14 protein-coding genes are annotated in these 16789 nt (G+C 59.6%); 7 read left to right on the forward strand and 7 right to left on the reverse strand.

Annotated elements, in window-relative coordinates; genetic code table 11:
- Positions 1–108: 108 nt before the first annotated feature.
- From H1B37_RS11830 to H1B37_RS11840, 3 genes are read right to left on the reverse strand one after another with little or no spacing between them, the layout of a single operon-like run.
- Entirely contained in the window at positions 109–2040 is a 1932-nt protein-coding gene (locus H1B37_RS11830; RefSeq protein WP_182866862.1) for an aconitate hydratase, read from the reverse strand.
- A 28-nt stretch (positions 2041–2068) separates the two neighbouring features.
- Complete coding sequence (locus H1B37_RS11835; protein ID WP_182866863.1) at positions 2069–3595, reverse strand: bifunctional aminoglycoside phosphotransferase/ATP-binding protein; 1527 nt, start codon at positions 3593–3595, stop codon at positions 2069–2071.
- Entirely contained in the window at positions 3585–3788 is a 204-nt protein-coding gene (locus H1B37_RS11840) for a hypothetical protein (protein WP_182866864.1), read from the reverse strand. The genes H1B37_RS11835 and H1B37_RS11840 overlap by 11 nt, the downstream gene beginning before the upstream one ends.
- A gap of 512 nt (positions 3789–4300) precedes the next feature.
- Here H1B37_RS11840 and H1B37_RS11845 point away from each other — a divergent pair.
- The 5 genes from H1B37_RS11845 to H1B37_RS11865 all read left to right on the forward strand — a co-directional run bounded on the left by H1B37_RS11845 (position 4301) and on the right by H1B37_RS11865 (position 8998).
- The gene (locus H1B37_RS11845) at positions 4301–5365 is read left to right on the forward strand and encodes a DUF1593 domain-containing protein (protein ID WP_286177651.1); all 1065 of its coding nucleotides are present in this window, start codon (positions 4301–4303) and stop codon (positions 5363–5365) included.
- Positions 5366–5929: 564 nt separating this feature from the next.
- Positions 5930–6988, forward strand: a complete 1059-nt coding sequence (locus H1B37_RS11850; protein ID WP_436298271.1) for a DUF1559 family PulG-like putative transporter — start codon at positions 5930–5932, stop codon at positions 6986–6988.
- Positions 6985–7629 (forward strand): PepSY-associated TM helix domain-containing protein, encoded by a 645-nt coding sequence (locus tag H1B37_RS11855; RefSeq protein ID WP_182866867.1) that lies wholly within the window; start codon positions 6985–6987, stop codon positions 7627–7629. The genes H1B37_RS11850 and H1B37_RS11855 overlap by 4 nt, the downstream gene beginning before the upstream one ends.
- An 8-nt stretch (positions 7630–7637) precedes the next feature.
- Positions 7638–8162, forward strand: a complete 525-nt coding sequence (locus H1B37_RS11860) for a DUF2271 domain-containing protein (protein ID WP_182866868.1) — start codon at positions 7638–7640, stop codon at positions 8160–8162.
- A 32-nt stretch (positions 8163–8194) separates the two neighbouring features.
- Entirely contained in the window at positions 8195–8998 is an 804-nt protein-coding gene (locus tag H1B37_RS11865) for a DUF4198 domain-containing protein (RefSeq protein WP_182866869.1), read from the forward strand.
- A 20-nt stretch (positions 8999–9018) separates the two neighbouring features.
- On the opposite strand, the gene H1B37_RS11870 is transcribed toward H1B37_RS11865, so the two are convergent.
- Together H1B37_RS11870 and H1B37_RS11875 are read right to left on the reverse strand one after the other, a co-directional pair.
- Positions 9019–10287 carry a PQQ-binding-like beta-propeller repeat protein gene (locus H1B37_RS11870; RefSeq protein WP_182866870.1) on the reverse strand — a complete coding sequence of 423 codons (1269 nt, stop codon included), beginning with the start codon at positions 10285–10287 and terminating at the stop codon, positions 9019–9021.
- A 78-nt stretch (positions 10288–10365) separates the two neighbouring features.
- A complete protein-coding gene (locus H1B37_RS11875; RefSeq protein WP_182866871.1) occupies positions 10366–11037 on the reverse strand; it encodes an RNA polymerase sigma factor in 672 nt (223 codons plus the stop codon).
- Between the two features lie 404 nt (positions 11038–11441).
- Here H1B37_RS11875 and H1B37_RS11880 point away from each other — a divergent pair, with 404 nt between their 5' ends.
- On the forward strand, positions 11442–15113 hold the full coding sequence (locus H1B37_RS11880; protein WP_353620822.1) for a 3-keto-alpha-glucoside-1,2-lyase-like domain-containing protein: 3672 nt from the start codon (positions 11442–11444) through the stop codon (positions 15111–15113).
- A 52-nt stretch (positions 15114–15165) separates the two neighbouring features.
- Positions 15166–15789: a Uma2 family endonuclease gene (locus tag H1B37_RS11885; RefSeq protein WP_182866873.1), complete on the forward strand. Its 624-nt coding sequence runs from the start codon at positions 15166–15168 to the stop codon at positions 15787–15789.
- On the opposite strand, the gene H1B37_RS11890 is transcribed toward H1B37_RS11885, so the two are convergent.
- A complete protein-coding gene (locus tag H1B37_RS11890) occupies positions 15749–16051 on the reverse strand; it encodes a hypothetical protein (RefSeq protein ID WP_182866874.1) in 303 nt (100 codons plus the stop codon). The two genes, H1B37_RS11885 and H1B37_RS11890, sit on opposite strands and share 41 nt — an antisense overlap.
- Positions 16048–16776, reverse strand: a complete 729-nt coding sequence (locus H1B37_RS11895; RefSeq protein WP_182866875.1) for a 4Fe-4S dicluster domain-containing protein — start codon at positions 16774–16776, stop codon at positions 16048–16050. The genes H1B37_RS11890 and H1B37_RS11895 overlap by 4 nt, the downstream gene beginning before the upstream one ends.
- Positions 16777–16789: the final 13 nt, after the last annotated feature.

Raw genomic sequence — 16789 nt, forward strand, 5'->3', positions numbered from 1 at the left:
AGTGACTGGCCAACTCGATCGCTAACGGGGGATGCGGCCTGTTGATCGGCTCACGATTGATTCGGTTGCGATTAAATCGACAGGCCGCATGCACCTCGACGCCGCATGCTAGATCCTCGATCGCATCCAAGGGATCAGCCCGCCGGCGATCAACACGTCTTGTTGACGCTGCGAGAGAGCATGATGGGCAGTCAGTCGCGTTGATCGAGTTTGATTGACGATGGTGACATCGATACCGTCGCGAAGTTGTCGAGCCGGCTGGTCGATCGATAGCACGTCATCGGATTGGAGGTGCTCCCGTGCGGATTCGACCGTGAGCGGCAGGATGCCAAAATTGATCAGGTTCTGCCAGTGAATCCGCGCAAAACTCTCGGCGATCACCAGTCGCAATCCGAGAAAGTGCGGAGCGATCGCTGCATGTTCTCGGCTGGAACCCTGGCCGTAGTTGACTCCGCCGACGATCGCGTGCACGCCGTCGTGTGCTTTGGCTCGGTCGACGTAGGTTGGGTCGACGTCGATGTAGGTGAAATCAGCGATGCGGGCAATGTTGCTGCGGAACGGCAACACGCGGGCTCCGGCCGGCATGATTTCATCGGTGGACACGTCGTCGCCGACCGATAGTAAGACCTTCACCTGGAGCGAATCGGCGAGCGGTTGAAACTCGGGCAGCGACTTGATGTTCGGGCCTTTGACCAAGTCGGTCTGTTCTCCTGCAGAAGAGTTCGGCGGAGGAGTGAACTGATCCGTGTTGATGATGGGGGATGTCGGCTCGTTAATGTTTGGGTAGGGCCGGTCGCTGTCGCGTGGGTCGGTGATCTTGCCGGTCAGCGCGGATGCGGCGGCGGTTTCGGGACTGCACAAGTGCACGGCGTCTTCGCGGGTTCCGCTGCGACCGGGGAAGTTGCGGGGGACGGTTCGCAAGCTGATGCGGTTGGTCGCCGGTGCTTGGCCCATCCCGATGCATCCGTTGCACCCGGCTTGGTGAAGCCGTGCACCGGCCTGCAGCAAGGCAAGCACGTACCCATCGCGGGCCAGGTTTTGCAGGATCTGTCGCGAGGTCGGATTGACGTCCAGCGAAACCCCATCGGCGACGCGGCGTCCGGCGACCATTTCCGCAACGACCGCAAAATCGCGGTAGCCGGGATTGGCACTCGAGCCGATGTAGGCTTGATAGATCGGCTTGCCGGCGACTTCGCGAACCGAGACCACGTTTCCGGGGCTGGTGGGCAGCGCGATCAACGGTTCGAGCGTGGACAGGTTGATGACCTCTTCGCGATCGTAGCTCGCACCCGCTTCGGCACGCATTTCGATCCAATCCTGCTCCCGCCCCTGGGACTTCAAAAAACATCGCGTTTGTTCGTCCGATGGAAACACGCTGGCGGTCGCGCCAAGTTCCGCGCCCATGTTGGCGATCACGTGCCGGTCCATCGCCGATAGTCCGCTCAGCCCCTCGCCGCTGTACTCCAGGACCCATCCCACTCCGCCTTTGACGTCGTGTCGTCGCAGCATCTCCAAGATGATGTCTTTGGCGCTGACCCAATCTGGCAACCCGCCTTCCAATCGCACGTTCCAAACACGCGGCATTTTGACATACATCGGCTCACCCGCGATCGCCATCGCGACTTCCAGTCCGCCCGCTCCAATCGCCAACATGCCCAGCGCGCCGGCGGCGCAGGTGTGCGAGTCAGAGCCGAGTAGCGTCGCACCAGGCTTGCCGAATCGCTCCTGGTGAAGCGGGTGGCTGACGCCGTTGCCAGGGCGGCTGAACCACAGCCCGAATCGCTTTGCAGCGCTTTCCAAAAAGAGGTGGTCGTCGGGGTTCTTGTGGTCTTCTTGCAGCAGGTTGTGATCGACATACTGAACCGACACGTCCGTCTTTGCACGGTCCAGTCCCATCGCTTCGAGTTCCAGCATCACCAGCGTTCCGGTCGCGTCCTGCGTCAATGTCTGATCGATTCGCAGTCCGATTTCACTGTCCGGATCCAATGAACCGGAAACCAAGTGGCTTTCAATCAGTTGATGGGTGATGCTGGAAGCCATGACCCTGCATCCTTAGATTTTCGCATCCTTAGATTTTCGCCGAGAGCATCTCGATATTTTCTTCGACGCGGTTTGTGGTGTCGAGCACTATCCCGCGGAGATTTGTCGGGAATTCGGCAGATTCGCTGCGCTGCTTACGATAGACGGTCTCGTCGGCGTCCGAAAACGAATCCCCTTGTCGCTCGCGTCGGCGAATCCGATCGACGGCGACATCGTCGGGGCAAGCACACGTCACCGTTACCACGTTGCCGCCCGCGTCGTGAAGTCGGTCGATCGCTTCGCGCAGCAGTTCGGGGGCCAGAAAGGTGCCGTCCAGAACGACTGGGCATCGCGTTTGGAGTTGCTGTTCACCTTGCCGGAACATTTTCTGATAAACCAAGCGGCGAGATTCAGCATCGTAATTCGCGTTGTCGCCATCGAAACAATCGTGACGAATCTGATCTGTCGCCAAGTGAGCTGCACCGATCGAATCGGCGATCCGCTCGGCCAGCGTCGTTTTCCCGGTGCCGCTGAGTCCACGAACGATCAATGCGAGTGGATCGTCGAGGCGACGGGCGTATTGATCGGCGAGTTCTAGCAATTCGATCGCGCGGTGATGCGCGTTATGCTCTGCGTTTCCCGTCGTCTGGTCGGTCCGCAGCGCGGCCACCTTTGCTCTCACGCAGGCGCGATAGGTTCGGTAGAAGTCAAGTAGTCGTTCATCCGGTGAATCATCCAAGTGTTCGCAGACGCGTTTTAACACGCGTTCGCCAAGGTCATGGGCGTTCAAGTGATCGCACGTGGTCGCAAAGAAACACAATTCATCCGCCGTGTCGACCAATCTTAGTTCGCGGCTAAATTCGATCCCGTCGATCACCACGGGCGGATCGGTCGTATAAACGTGCTCGGCACGCAAATCACCATGGCCTTCGACGATGTGTCCGTCGGTGACTCGCTTCTTTAGGATCTTGTCACCATGTTGAAACAGAAACTGAAGTTGTGCCGCTTGAACACGGTGGATCAATTCATCGGGCAACTGGTGTCGCCGCGCTACCAGTTCGTCACCATTGTCAACGACGTGTTGGCGGTAGCGGTCCACGTAATTCGGCATTTCCACCGCAGGCAAGCCGCGGTAGAAGGCAGCGAGCATGGACGCGATGTCTTCGGCATGCCGTTTGTCGGACTGGCCAGCAAGGACGAGTTGTTTCAGGCATCGCTCTTCTGGCAACCGCCGCATTTTCACCAGCCAATCTTCGGCCGGTGCGTCGCCGTCGATCATCCAGCGACCGGAGCGGTTTCGGCCGACCGACACGACGTCCAAGTAGACATCGGGCGCCAGTCGCCGGTTAAGTTTGACTTCCGCACGGCAGGCCCGTTCCCGATTCTCCAGCGTCGAATAATCCAGAAAGCCGAGGTCCACCGGTTTCTTCAACTTGTAGACATGCGAATCCGTCAAGAAAACATAGGAGATGTGCGTCTCGATCAACTCCGGCGTCTCGGTCGCTTCGGCGTACGTCTTCGCACGGCGCAGTGCGTCGACCGGCTGTTGAATCATTGCAGGCGAATCAGACAGCATGTTGATCCCCGTTGTCGTCCCAGAAGTATTTTGGCCATAGTAGAGATTGCACCGCGCCGGACAGGAATGCGAGCCCGAGTGAGCCGAGCACCGACAGCAGAACGATCGCGAGTGTCAATGTTGATTGAACGATCGTCGCTAAGCTGAGAGCTGCGTCGACAATGACAAATCCGAATGCGGTCAGTCGTGACATCGGAGTCTCCGAAAATAAGACGGTTGCGATTCTTGCCCTTGGAACCAGTCGGGCTACGTCAATGAACGAGCACACTGGCTGGTTTTGTGTCAGCTTGGTTTGTCGCCGAGCTCTTTTTTTGTTCACTACCGCCGGGAGGTTTTTTGACGCACCGCTTGCGACGCCGAAGTCGACGACACGCACGATCGCTAGCCCTTGCGGTTTCCTCCGCTGTGGAAGGATGAAATAGGCGGTCGAGCAGTCTCCTTTTTGAAACCATCAAACGCGTTGAAATGATGTGTGAATTCAAATCAGACGAAAGCGTCCACCGATGCAAACGATGCGCCGAAGAATTGATTTCGACCTGCACGATCTTTGGATTGCACCCGGAGCAGAGGCGCAATCGCTATCATTGTCGATCAAAGGCCCATGAAGTTTGCGTGGGGCGACGAGTGGCTTGTTGCGTTGCAAGGGGATGACAGATGTATCCGGCACGGTGGGAAGGATTGTTGAAAGGATCTTTGATGATGTGCATGACACGACGCGGTGTTCTGATTGTGTTCGGGTTGCTTGTTCTCTCATTTGACGCGGCCGGTGCCGATGAGCGTCCACGGCTGGCAGTTTTAACGGACATCGGTGGCGATCCCGACGATACCCAATCACTGGTTCGGTTGATGGTCTATGCCAATGAATTTGAGATCGAAGCGTTGATCGCCAGCGCATCGGGAACACCGGGCGAATTGAAACAATCGGTCACACGAACCGATTTGATTCTGGAGGTCATTGATGCCTATCAGACCGTGCGTCCGAATCTTGCGCGTCACGCCGAACGATGGCCCGAGGCGGAGCAACTGCGGCGTGTTGTTCGTTCAGGAAATCGCTTTCGTGGGCGTGAGCATATCGGCCAAGGGCATGACACCGACGGCTCCGCGTGGTTGATCAAACGCGTCGACGATGGCAGGCCCGATCGGCCGCTGAACGTCGCCATCTGGGGCGGGCAAACGGACCTCGCCCAAGCTCTTTGGCGAGTCAAACAAGATCGCGGCGCGGATGGGTTGGCAGTGTTTGTCGCCAAGTTGCGGGTCTATGACATTGCCGACCAGGACGGAATTGCGTCGTGGATGCGCGAGTCGTTTCCGGGCATGCACTACATCCTGAACCGCGCGCCCGAGGGACAAGACAAACGCAAGGCGATCTTTCGCGGCATGTACCTGACCGGTGACGAGTCACTGACCAGCCGCAGTTGGATCGACGAGAACGTTCGATCACGCGGCCCGCTCGGTGCACTGTATCCGACAAAGACGTGGACGGCGCCCAATCCACACAGCTGCATGAAGGAAGGTGACACGCCGTCGTGGTTTTTCTTTTTGCCGTCCGGTGGCAATGATCCGGCCGATCCGACCAAGCCGGGATGGGGCGGCCGTTTTCAACAACAACCCGATGGCTGGTATCGCGATCTGCCGGCTACCGATGGGTTCGACCCACGGTCCACCGTCAGCCGCCATCGACCAGCCTTCCAGGCGGATTTTGCCAAACGGATGCGTTGGTGCCAGGCCGATTCGGCCACCGAAGGCGTGCAGGCCGACGGTGGCCGATGAGCGGCGGAGATCGAGGGGCCGGCGAGTTTCGATGCCGAAAGCCTTGTCGCCGAATCGATTCATGGCGATACGGTGGCGTTCCATCGGCCAGCTCAGCTGGTCGTCGCGTGACCATCCTGGATTGCCGGAGAGTGACACGGGGGCGAGTTTGATGCAGCCCAACTCTTTCTCCGCGGGCCTCTTGCAGACAAATCATTCGCGGCTATGATTCTTGCGATTGATTCGCAATAGCATCTAGATTGCGGATTCACAGCCAGCGACGCGCTCTCTTCTGGACCGCTAGCCAGCCACGCTCGCCCCGCTCGGGAAACCGTTTTCCGAGTCGGATCCCATTGCGGGATCCCCACGCTGTGCCTCACCCAGATTCGGAGCCCTGCTATGCCCTGCTTCCCCGCTCTCGCATTGGTTTCCCGCCAACAGGACGTATTCGCCCGTTTGGAGGGGTGGGTCGATTGGTGGTGGTTGAGTGTTTCCGAGCCACAGCGAACCCTCCCCGCGTCGTCGTATGCTCCTCCGCGACCCTCCCCGAGGGAGGGTGGCATCAATTGCTTGACACTCGAAGCCTTGGATCCCGAAGGGCGACCGGGGACGACGCGGGGAGGGAAGTCCCAGCGACGGCGGGGCGCGTTCACGCTGGTCGAATTGCTGGTCGTGATCGCCATCATCGGGATTTTGGTCGGGTTGCTGTTGCCGGCCGTCCAGGCGGCCCGCGAGGCGGCGCGGCGGATGTCGTGCAGCAACAACATGAAACAGATCGGACTGGGGCTGCAGAATTATGCCTCGACCTACAAGGGGCACTTCCCGAACGCCGGATACAACGGGATTCGCTACCTGAATGACTACTCGCCCCAGGCCAAATTGTTGCCGTTTTTGGAGCAACAGAATTTGATCAACCTGATCGACTTTGACATCCAGATGGGCCATCCGGGCCGCGATGATCTGCCGCAAGAACTGCACGAAGCGGCCCGCACGGTCGTCCCGACGTTCCTGTGCCCGAGTGACCCCGAAGCGCCGACGCATAGGTTGACGATGCCTTCGGGGGCGGAGATTCCGATCGCCGGAACCAATTACGGCATGAATCACGGCAGCGGCATGGATGGCAGCTTCCACCCTGTCTATGAAGGCGACGGGCTTTGCTGGGCCAATGCCGAAATCCGTTTCGCATCGATCTTGGACGGCACCAGCAACACGCTCGTATTCGCAGAGACGATCCGTGGCCCCGGCGGCAGCGCGCCGGTCTTACCGAACAACCGGATCACCTCCCAGAGCTATCGGACTGCGATGAATCCGAGCAGCTACTTGGACGAAATCGACTCCGACGACTTTGACACGATCTTCAACGCGACAACCGATTGGGACGGTGGCCGGCACGAGTACTGGCTGCGTGGCACGGTGCCCAACGGGCCGTTGGTGATCGGCCGCATGCCGCCGAACTCGCGTGTTCCGGACTTCACGTATCGTTCCGCCAAGATCAACTCCGCTCGCAGCCACCACACCGGCGGCGTGATGGCGGTCTTTGCCGACGGCAGCGTGCATTTCATCACCGACTCGGTCGACCGAGACGTGTGGCACGCGACTTGGACTCGCCACGGGAACGAAGTGACGACGGTCGCGACACAATGAGCGATTCGGTGACATCGGCTGGCAAGCGAAAACGTCGTCGTCGATCGATCTGGTTGCGGTTCCTGATCCATTCCCACTGGATGAGCTCTGCGATCAGCCTGGTCGGGATGGTGCTGTTTGCCGTCACCGGCATCACGCTCAACCATGCCGGTCAAATCGAAGCGGAGCCGGCGATCGAGAACCACACGGCGGCATTGCCTTTGCGTTTGCAGAAAGTCCTTGGCGATCAAAGTCACGAGGAAACGGCTCCGCTGCCGGCGGAGCTATCGGCTTGGCTGAAGCATCGATTCACCGTTTCCACCTCCGGCCGCGACGCGGAATGGTCCGAGGACGAGGTCTATCTGTCGATGCAAGGCCCCGGAACCGATGCCTGGATCGCGATCGATCGCACCAGCGGAGACGTGGAGTATGAATCCACCAGTCGTGGCTGGGTCGCCTACTTCAATGATTTGCACAAGGCGCGTCATACGCCAACGGCATGGATCTGGTTTCTGGATGTGTTCGCCGTCGCGACGCTGGTGTTCTGCTTGACCGGATTGCTGTTGCTGTATGAACGCGCCGACAAACGTCGATCGACCTGGCCCCTGGTCGGTCTTGGACTGATCGCTCCCTGGATTTTGATCCTGATTTACATTCACTGAGAGTCCCAATGAAACAACTCTTTCTACTCGCGCTGATGTCCGTGGCGGTTTCCTCGGTCTCGGCCGAAGATCCAACGCCCCGGATCGAAGTGTCCGTCACCATCCCACGGCTGAACGTCTCGGAGTATCACCGGCCCTACGTCGCGGTTTGGATTCAGGACAAAAACCGAAAGGTCGTCGCCAACCTGGCGGTCTGGTACCAGCTGACAGGCCGCAACAAGGACGAGGGGACGAAATGGTTGCCCGATCTTCGGCAGTGGTGGCGACGCAGCGGCCGCAGTCTGGAGCATCCCGTCGATGGCGTTTCCGGAGCCACGCGTCCGGCCGGTGAGCACACGTTGCGGTTCACCGGGGATGAAAAACGATTCGCCGGCATGAAACGCGGCGACTATGAACTGGTTGTCGAAGCCGCCCGCGAAGTCGGCGGACGTGAAATGGTGCAGATCCCGTTCTCTTGGCCGGCGACGAAAACGTCCACTCAAACTCAATCCGGCGAAACCGAACTCGGTGACGTCTCGCTCACGATTCGTTGAACCTTCCACCAATCTTCTTCTGGAGAAACTTGATGACTCGATTCCTTCTTTCCACGCTCGCCATCGCCGTCATCGGCACCACCGCGTTTGCGCACAAGGTTTGGTTGCGTCCCTCGCAAACTCAATTGTCCGGTGCCGAACCTTGGGTGACCGTCGACGCCGCGGTGTCGAACGATCTGTTTTACTTCAATCACTTTCCGTTGCGACTCGATGGCTTGGTCATCACCGCTCCCGACGGAAATCAAGTCCAAGGCGAAAACCAATCGGTCGGCAAGTACCGCAGCGTGTTCGATGTGCCGCTGCATCAGCAGGGCACCTACCGGATCGCGATCGTCAACGGGGGCGTCTTCGCCAGCTATGAACAGGGTGGCCAGAGACGACGATTCCGAGGCTCCATCGAATCGCTCGAAAAAGAAATTCCCGCCGACGCGACGAACCTGCGGGTGACCGAGCGACTCTCACGGATCGAAACGTTTGTCACCAACGGCGCGCCGACCGACGAGGCGCTCAAACCCACCGGCAAGGGCGTCGAACTCGTTCCCGTCTCTCATCCCAACGATCTTTACGCGGGTGAAGAATCGACGTTTCGCTTGTTGGTCAACGGCAAACCGGCCGAGGGATTGGAGATCGAACTGATCCGCGGCGGAACCCGCTATCGCAACGCGCAAGATGAAGTGCATCTGACGACCGATGCCAACGGTGAGTTCAGCGTGACTTGGTCCGAACCCGGCATGTACTGGCTGGAAACCAGCACGGAGGACAAGGAAACGTCGGTTCCCCAAGCGACATCACGTTACCTGAGCTACGCGGCGACATTTGAGGTCCTGCCGCAGTAGCTCGCGCGCCGCCACCGCCCTTACTTGCGGACGTCGTAGCAGAACACCTTGTCGCCTTCGCGGAGGTACAGTTTTCCACCGACGACGACGGGGTGTGCCCAGCTGGGGCGTTCGCCGCTGTCGGGGACCTTGAAACTGCCTTGCTCGTCGTAGCCTTCGGGCGAGGCGGGCACCAGGACCACGGTGCCGTCGCTGTAGCGGATGAACAATTTTCCGTCGGCGGCGGTGATGCTGGCCGACTTCCTGCCCGAACCGCGGGATTTCCACTCGGTTTCGCCGGTCATCAGCTCGGCACAGAAGGGCACGCCTTGGTCATCCGAGTCGCCGTACAGGTAGTCGCCCACTAGCACGATGCCGCCGTGTTTGTTGCCCAGCTTGGGGTTGGGCGGATAGATCTCGTCGACCGTCACACCATCCCCTTTCGCGACTTGGCGGAGCAGTGCGCCGCCGGTGCCGTAGCCGGCGGAAAAGAACACCAAGTCGTCTTTGACGATCGGGGTGGGGATCACGGCGGTGGTGCGTTGGATTTCGTAGGACCACAACAGTTCGCCATCGTCGGCACGCACGCCCAGGGCGCCGCTGCCGGTTGTTTGGACATAGACCTTGGTGCCGCCGATGTTGGAGATGACGACCGAAGCGTGGCCGGCACCGCGATCCTCTTCGCGGACAGTCGTCCACACGGTTTCGCCGGTCGCTTTGTCCAGCGCCGCCATCGTGCACTCGGGGCCGCCGGGGGTGCAGATCAGCTTGTCGCCGTCGATCAAGACGGATTCACTGTAGCCCCAGCCGTCAGCTTTCTTGCCGCCAAGGTCGTCTTTCAGGTGCCGCCGCCACTGCTGCTGACCGGCGGTGCTGAAGCAGATCAATTCGCCAAACGCGGTGACGACATAAACGTGGTCTCCGTCGACAGTCGGCGTGCTGCGCGAGCTCTGCCAAGATTCTTTGCCGCTGTTCCAAGGGGCGCCTGTTTTGCTTTTCCAGAGTTGCCGTCCGGTCTTTTGGTCGAAGCACACCAAATACTCGTCGTCGTCATCCGCGGTGGACAGGCCATCGCCCAGTGTGAACAGTTTCCCGCCGGCGATCGCGACGCTCGCGTAACCCCGCCCGGCCCCCTCGGTGGTCCAAACTAACTTGGGGCCATCCTCGGGCCATTGGTCCAGCAATCCGGTGTCGCCGGAAACGCCGGTTCGATCGGCACCACGAAACGTCGGCCAGCTGTCTTCGGCCGATGAGATTGACGGGGTTGCCAGCAGGGTGAAGATCGCAATGCAAGTCAGGTAACGCATCATATTGGTGGGGTTCGAATGATGTTCAGGTCGGAACAACCGCGCAGCAACAAATTCTCAGTTGGGTGGATCGCACCACGATCACGATCGTTTCAGCGCGAAGGTGCTTCTGCGAGAGGGAATACAAGTCCTCAGCATATCGTCTATCTCTTCCCCATGTTCCTTTTGGAGCGCTTTTTTCAAGCCCGCTCGTGCCCGCTGAACGAGCGACTTGAGTGCCATCTCCGAGAGCATTAATTCCTGTGCCGCGGCCAAGTAGCTATAGCCATGAAAGTGCACCAATCGCAGCGCCGCTTGCTGTCGCTGTCCGAGTCGGCTGATCGCTTGCTGGACCGCCACTCGGCACTCGCGGCGCATTAGATCGACGGCTGGGTCCGAATTGACCGAGACCTCCAGCGAGCACTGTGGGTCGGAAAACGCCTCGGGAATTCGTTGCAGTGGCACCTCGCGACGTCGGGCCAGTTGTCGATTGGTGTTGGAGACGACGTTGCGGGTGATGGTGTACAACCAGCTCGAAAATTTGGCGGTCGGCTGGTAGGTGTGTCGCGACCTGTAAACCCTTAAAAAGACCTGCTGCGTCAGATCCTCTGGATCGACAATCTCGGGCGTCTGGAAATGTCGAATGAAACGCAGGACCGTGGGCCGGTTGCGTCGTACCAGCCGCTCAAACACGTTGCAGTCGCCGTTTCGGAGCCGCAACATCAGTTTGGCATCGAGATCATCCGGGTTGTGAAAGTGGCTGGGGGCAATCATGGAATCGAAAGGCAAGGCGGGCAACGGCTCGTGAGCTGGATAATCGTTCAAACGGCATCCGCTCCGCCACTTACACACGGTTTGCGGAATTTAATTTGGCGTCAGCCCCCCCACACACCTCATCATTCTGCCCCGCATCATTCTGCCTTCGTTTGCCTGTCCCCCCGATTCAACGGGCTGACGCTTGCCGCGGGACTAGCCGGAGACCGGATTGCCTGACTTTCCGCGCCCGATGGTCGCATTCGCTCTCCGGCAACGATCCGAACCGGTTAAAATTCATCCGATCTGATTCACCACCGACCAATTGACCGAAACGGGATCCGATGGGACTGCTGCGATTCATACTGTTAGGCCTCTTTACCTCAGCCGCGATCATCGGGAGCTGCGAAAGCCCGCAATACCAAGTGCTTTTCAACGGCAAGGATCTGTCGCAGTGGAAGGGACTGCCCCGCTTTTGGTCGGTCCGCGATGGGGCGATCGTCGGGCAAACGACCCAAGACAACCCGGTGAAGTCCAATACGTTCCTGATCTGGCAAGGCGGCACGGTCGGCGATTTCGAGTTTCGTTGTCTGGTTCGATTCGAAGGCAACAATTCGGGGGTGCAATATCGCAGCGAGATGGCCGACGAAAACTGGCTGGCACTGCGAGGCTATCAAGCCGACTTGCATCCGCGGCCGGACTACATGGGGATGATGTACGGCGAGAAAACAGGGCGGGGGATCATCGCCACCGGCGGCCAGCGCGTGGTGATCAACGCGGACGGCAAGTCCGACGCGACCGATGCATTTACCCCGCTCGGCGACATCGCGACCGACCGCTGGAATGAATTGGTGATCGTTGCGGTCGGAAATCGTATGATCCATCAAATCAACGGCGTCACCACCGTCGACGTGACCGACGATCATCCCGACGCGCGGCGAAGCGGTCTGCTGGGGCTGCAACTGCATCAAGGTCCCGCGATGAAAGCGGAATACCGAAATCTGCTGTTGCGCCACCTCGACGGTGACCAGGCGCAACGTGTGCTGCAAGCAGCAATCGATTCTTCATCGACGGCCGACGCTGCGGAAACCGATGCGGACACTCAAACGCCCGTCACCAAACCGAACGCCGAAACTTGGTTGCAACAATCGCCCAAGCCCCGGTGGATCTGGGCCGACAAATCCGCGACGAATCAAAAGGTCTGGTTCCGCAAGTCATTTCAAATCACCGCGGCGGCCAAGAACGCGCGCTTGTACGCGACGTGCGACAACCGCATGACACTGTTCATCAACGGAAAACAAGCGGCCAAGAGCGATGCGTGGCAGTCGCCGATCGATCAAGATGTATCGCAGCTGATTCAGCCCGGGCGGAACGTGATCGCCATCGCAGGTCAAAACGAAGGCGGCGTCGCGGCGCTGGTCGCCAAGTTGACGGTCACCGATTCGGCCGGAAACGAAACGTCGATCGTGACCGACAACTCCTGGAAGCGATCCGAATCATCGGCGAAAGGTTGGAACGCCACTGATTTTGACGAATCCGATTGGACGGCGGCGAAAATCATCGACCAGATCGGTGCCGGGCCGTGGGGAATTCCGGGACAAGAATCCGGGAGTGCCGGTGGGGCGACCGTGATTCGTCCCCAGGAGATTGTTGCACCGCCCGGGTTTGTGGTCGAACAAGTCTATTCGGTGCCGAAGCAGCAAGGCAGTTGGGTTTCGCTGGCGACCGACCCCCAAGGCCGTTTGTATGCCAGCGACCAAGGTGGCGCCGGATTGTACCGGCTGACGTTGCGGTCGGGCGATTCCCCCTTGGTCGAAAAGGTCTCTGTCGGGTCGATGGCCGATGTTTCCGGTGCTCAAGGGTTGCACTGGGCCTTTGACAGTCTGTGGTTTCATCGTAACGGCGGACATCTGATCCGGTTGACCGATTCCGATGGCGACGATCACTTGGACACGGCGGAAACCTATCCAGGGACGACCGGTGGCGGAGAGCACGGTAATCATGCAGTGTTGCCGATCCCCGGCCGCGAGGGACTGTTTCTCGACGGCGGCAATGCGGCGCCGCTGGCAAGCCACGTCCGCAGTCGCGTACCGACTTGGTACGAAGGCCATCTCTTGCCGCGGATGTGGGATTCCAACGGACACGCCCGCGGTCGCCTGGCGCCGGGCGGCTGGGTCACCGAACTGGACGTCGATTCGAAACAGCAAGTCGTTCGCACGATCGGGTTTCGCAATCAGTACGACGTCGCACTGAATCGTCACGACGACTTGTTCGCCTATGACGCGGACATGGAATGGGATCTGGGTCTGCCTTGGTATCGGCCGACCCGAATCTGCTTGGCCGCCAGCGGAGCGGACTATGGTTGGCGGAGCGGATCGGGGAAATGGCCCAGCTACTACGAAGATTCGTTGCCGCCGGTCGTCGAGATCGGTCCGGGATCGCCGACGGGTCTGGTCGCCGGATCCGAAGCCGATTTCCCGACCCGTTATCGCGATGCGCTGTTCGCCTGTGATTGGACCTTCGGAACGATGTACGCGATTCACCTTGAACCGGCCGGTGCGGGCTATCGCGGCGTTGCCGAGCCATTCGTGTACGGTTCGCCGCTGCCGTTGACCGATGCCGTGATCGGTGCCGACGGCGCGCTGTACTTTGCCATCGGCGGTCGAGGGACAGGTTCGGGGTTGTATCGTGTGCGTTATCTTGGTGACCAGTCACGGGCGGAACCGACTCACACCGATCCCGCCGCGGCCGAGGCCTGCAAGCTGCGGAGATCCTTGGAAGCGTTTCACGGTGTCCAGTCGCCCGACGCGATCGCAGCGGCGTGGCCGATCCTATCGAGCGACGACCGGTTCCTGCGTCATGCGGCTCGCATCGCGGTCGAAAGTCAGCCGCTGGAATCATGGGCCGAGCGCGCCGTGCTGGAACCCGATCCACAGGCCCGGATCACGGCCATCGTCGCGTTGGCGCGGATGGGCAATGAATACCATCGTGCCGGTGCCATGGTCGGCTTGATGGAACTGCGTCCCGATTCGCTTGGCAAGAGCCAATTGTTGGGCATGCTCCGCGGCTATGCCCTGATCTTTGATCGGCTGGGCAAACCGACCGAACGCGAAACGGTGCAAGTGATTGCGCAGCTCGATCCGCTGCTGCCGAGTGAGGACGTCGAAGTGAACACCGAACTGATTCGTGTGCTGACGTACCTGCGAAGCGAGTCGGTGATCGGCAAGACGATCAAGCTGATCGAAAACCGCCCGCCGACCGAACCGCCGGCTTGGTCCGAGCTGGCCAGTCGCAACAAGGGCTACGGCAGGGCCATCGACAACTTGATCCAGTCAACGCCGCCGTCCCGTGAGATCATGTACGCGTTTCTTTTGCGGAACTTGAAAGACGGCTGGACACTCGACCAGCGTCGCAGCTATTTCGCCTTTCTGAACGAAGCCGCCAAAGCATCCGGAGGGGCCAGCTATGCGGGTTACCTGACGCGGATCCGTGACGAAGCGTTGGCCAATTGTTCCAATGAAGAACGTGTCGCACTGCAAGACATCACCGGCGAAGATTTTAATCCCCAACCCGATTTTCCGATTGTCGAACCCCAGGGTCCCGGCCAAAAGTGGACCGTCGAGGAAGCTTTGGCGGCCAGCCGCGGTCCGAAGAATTTCGAGCGAGGTCGTTCTTTGTATTTCAGCGCCAAATGCGCCGCCTGCCATCGTTTGGCCGGATTGGGTGGCGCGATCGGTCCCGACCTGACCAGTATCCCCAACAAGTTTGACGAGCGGTATCTGGTCGAAGCGATCGTGCATCCCAGTAAAAACATCTCCGACCAATACGGATCCTCGCGCGTGTTGACCGAGGATGGCCAAATCCTGATCGGATTGGTGGTGGAAAAAGACAACGGCGACTTGACCGTTTATCCGATCGACGAAAATGCCAAGGCGGTGGAAGTCGATGCGGACAGCGTCGAATTGATCGAAGCGTCCAAGGTGTCGCAAATGCCCGAAGGTTTGTTGAATCGACTCAGCCGCGACGAAGTCCGCGATCTGCTGACGTATCTGATGAGCGCCGGGAATCCGAACGACAAACGCTGGGGACGGAATTAATACGAGCACGATCAAACGTTACAATGGAGTGACGCCATCCCGGGAATAAGTCATGTCGATCGGTTCATCTTCTGAAACACGCACGGTGCTGGACCAAATCAGCTGGGATACCTATCAGCGTCTCGCTGATGAACGACGAGGCAGTGTGCCACGAATCGTCTACGACCGGGGGAGGATGGAGCTGATGAGTCCGGGGCGGCAGCACGAAAAACTGGCCAGTTTGATCGGTCGTCTGATCGAAGCGTACAGCGAGCAAGCCGGTATCGAAATTGACAGCGCCGCTTCGACGACCTTCCGACGCATCGATTTGGAACGGGGATTTGAGGCGGATCGGGCGTATTACATTCAGCATGCCCCGTTGATGCGACCGAAAATGGAGGTCGATCTCTCGGTCGACCCTCCGCCGGATCTGGTGGTTGAAGTCGAAATCACCTCGTCGACGATTCGGAAAATGGAACTGTTCGCTTCGATGGGTGTTCCCGAGGTCTGGCGATGCGACGGCAGCCAACTCGTCGTCTCTCATCTTCAGGGCGATGACTACGTCGAAAGTTCTTCCAGTCAAACGTTTCCCGGCTTGGCTTTGGACATGGTCGAGAGCATCCTGACGCAACGATTCGATATCGGCGAGAACGCGCTTATCGCGACGTTCCGTGATCGGGTAAGCGGCTGCGAATGATCTTGGTCGTCGGATCACCCGGCAGGATCGTGTCACTCCACAGTTCGTCTTCGAAACGGTAGCGGACTTGGATCGCGCGGGCTGTGCCTTGGACGAACGCGGCCTCGGCATCGGCCAACGTCACCGCGGCATCGTCGCTGTCGGTGCGCAATTGCACGTGCTGGATTTCCGTCCCGGCATCCAGGTCGGCGAACAGCGCCATGATCTGGTCGCTGGCCCATTCGGCTTGCAGGATCTCTGGCAGTGGCTCTTCGGGCGTCATCGCGGCAGGCTCGGACGGTTGAACAGTGGCATCAATAGGATCGCGTTTTCGGGAGCCGGGCAGACGTAACGGCAGACGCCACAGCCGGTGCATTGGTCTTCGTTGATCGTCGGTTTTCCATCGGTCACTTCGATCACGCCTTGGGTCGGACAACGTTCGCTGCAAACGGTGCAGGTCGTGGAGTGATGTGCCAGGCACAGGTGCTCGGTGATCGTCGCGGTGCCGATCGTTTTGGGCAGCGAGTGATTCAGCACGCCGGGTTTGCAAGCGGTGATGCAGGGAAGGCCGTCGCACATCAGACACGCGTTGGTATCGGCGTCGATGGTTGGAGTTCCGGCGACCTGGCCCAAGCGTTCGGGGGCTTGGACGATCGCGTCATGCGGGCAAGCGTCGGAGCAATCACGGCAGCGGGTGCACCCGGCCAGGAACTGCGATTCTTCGACGGCACCGGGCGGGCGAAAGATGGGAAAAGATTTTGCCGGCGGGCTTTCATCGAAAAGCGTCGGTCGGACCGGTTCGATCGCGATGCCGCCGATGCTGCGCGGCGGGGCGGTCTTTGATTCAGATGCCGAGTTATCGACATCATCACGCGTCTTGGGATAACGCATCACCGGTGACGGACGGTCCGGCAATCGCACCAGTTTCCACAGTCTGCCGTGCAGCAGATCGCGGCGGTTGAGCGTCGGTTTTCGGCGCCGATGGTTGTCGTCAGCCGGTGGCGGCATGGGATTGATTGGT

This window comes from Stieleria mannarensis (assembly GCF_014154935.1).
Taxonomy (GTDB): domain Bacteria; phylum Planctomycetota; class Planctomycetia; order Pirellulales; family Pirellulaceae; genus Stieleria; species Stieleria mannarensis.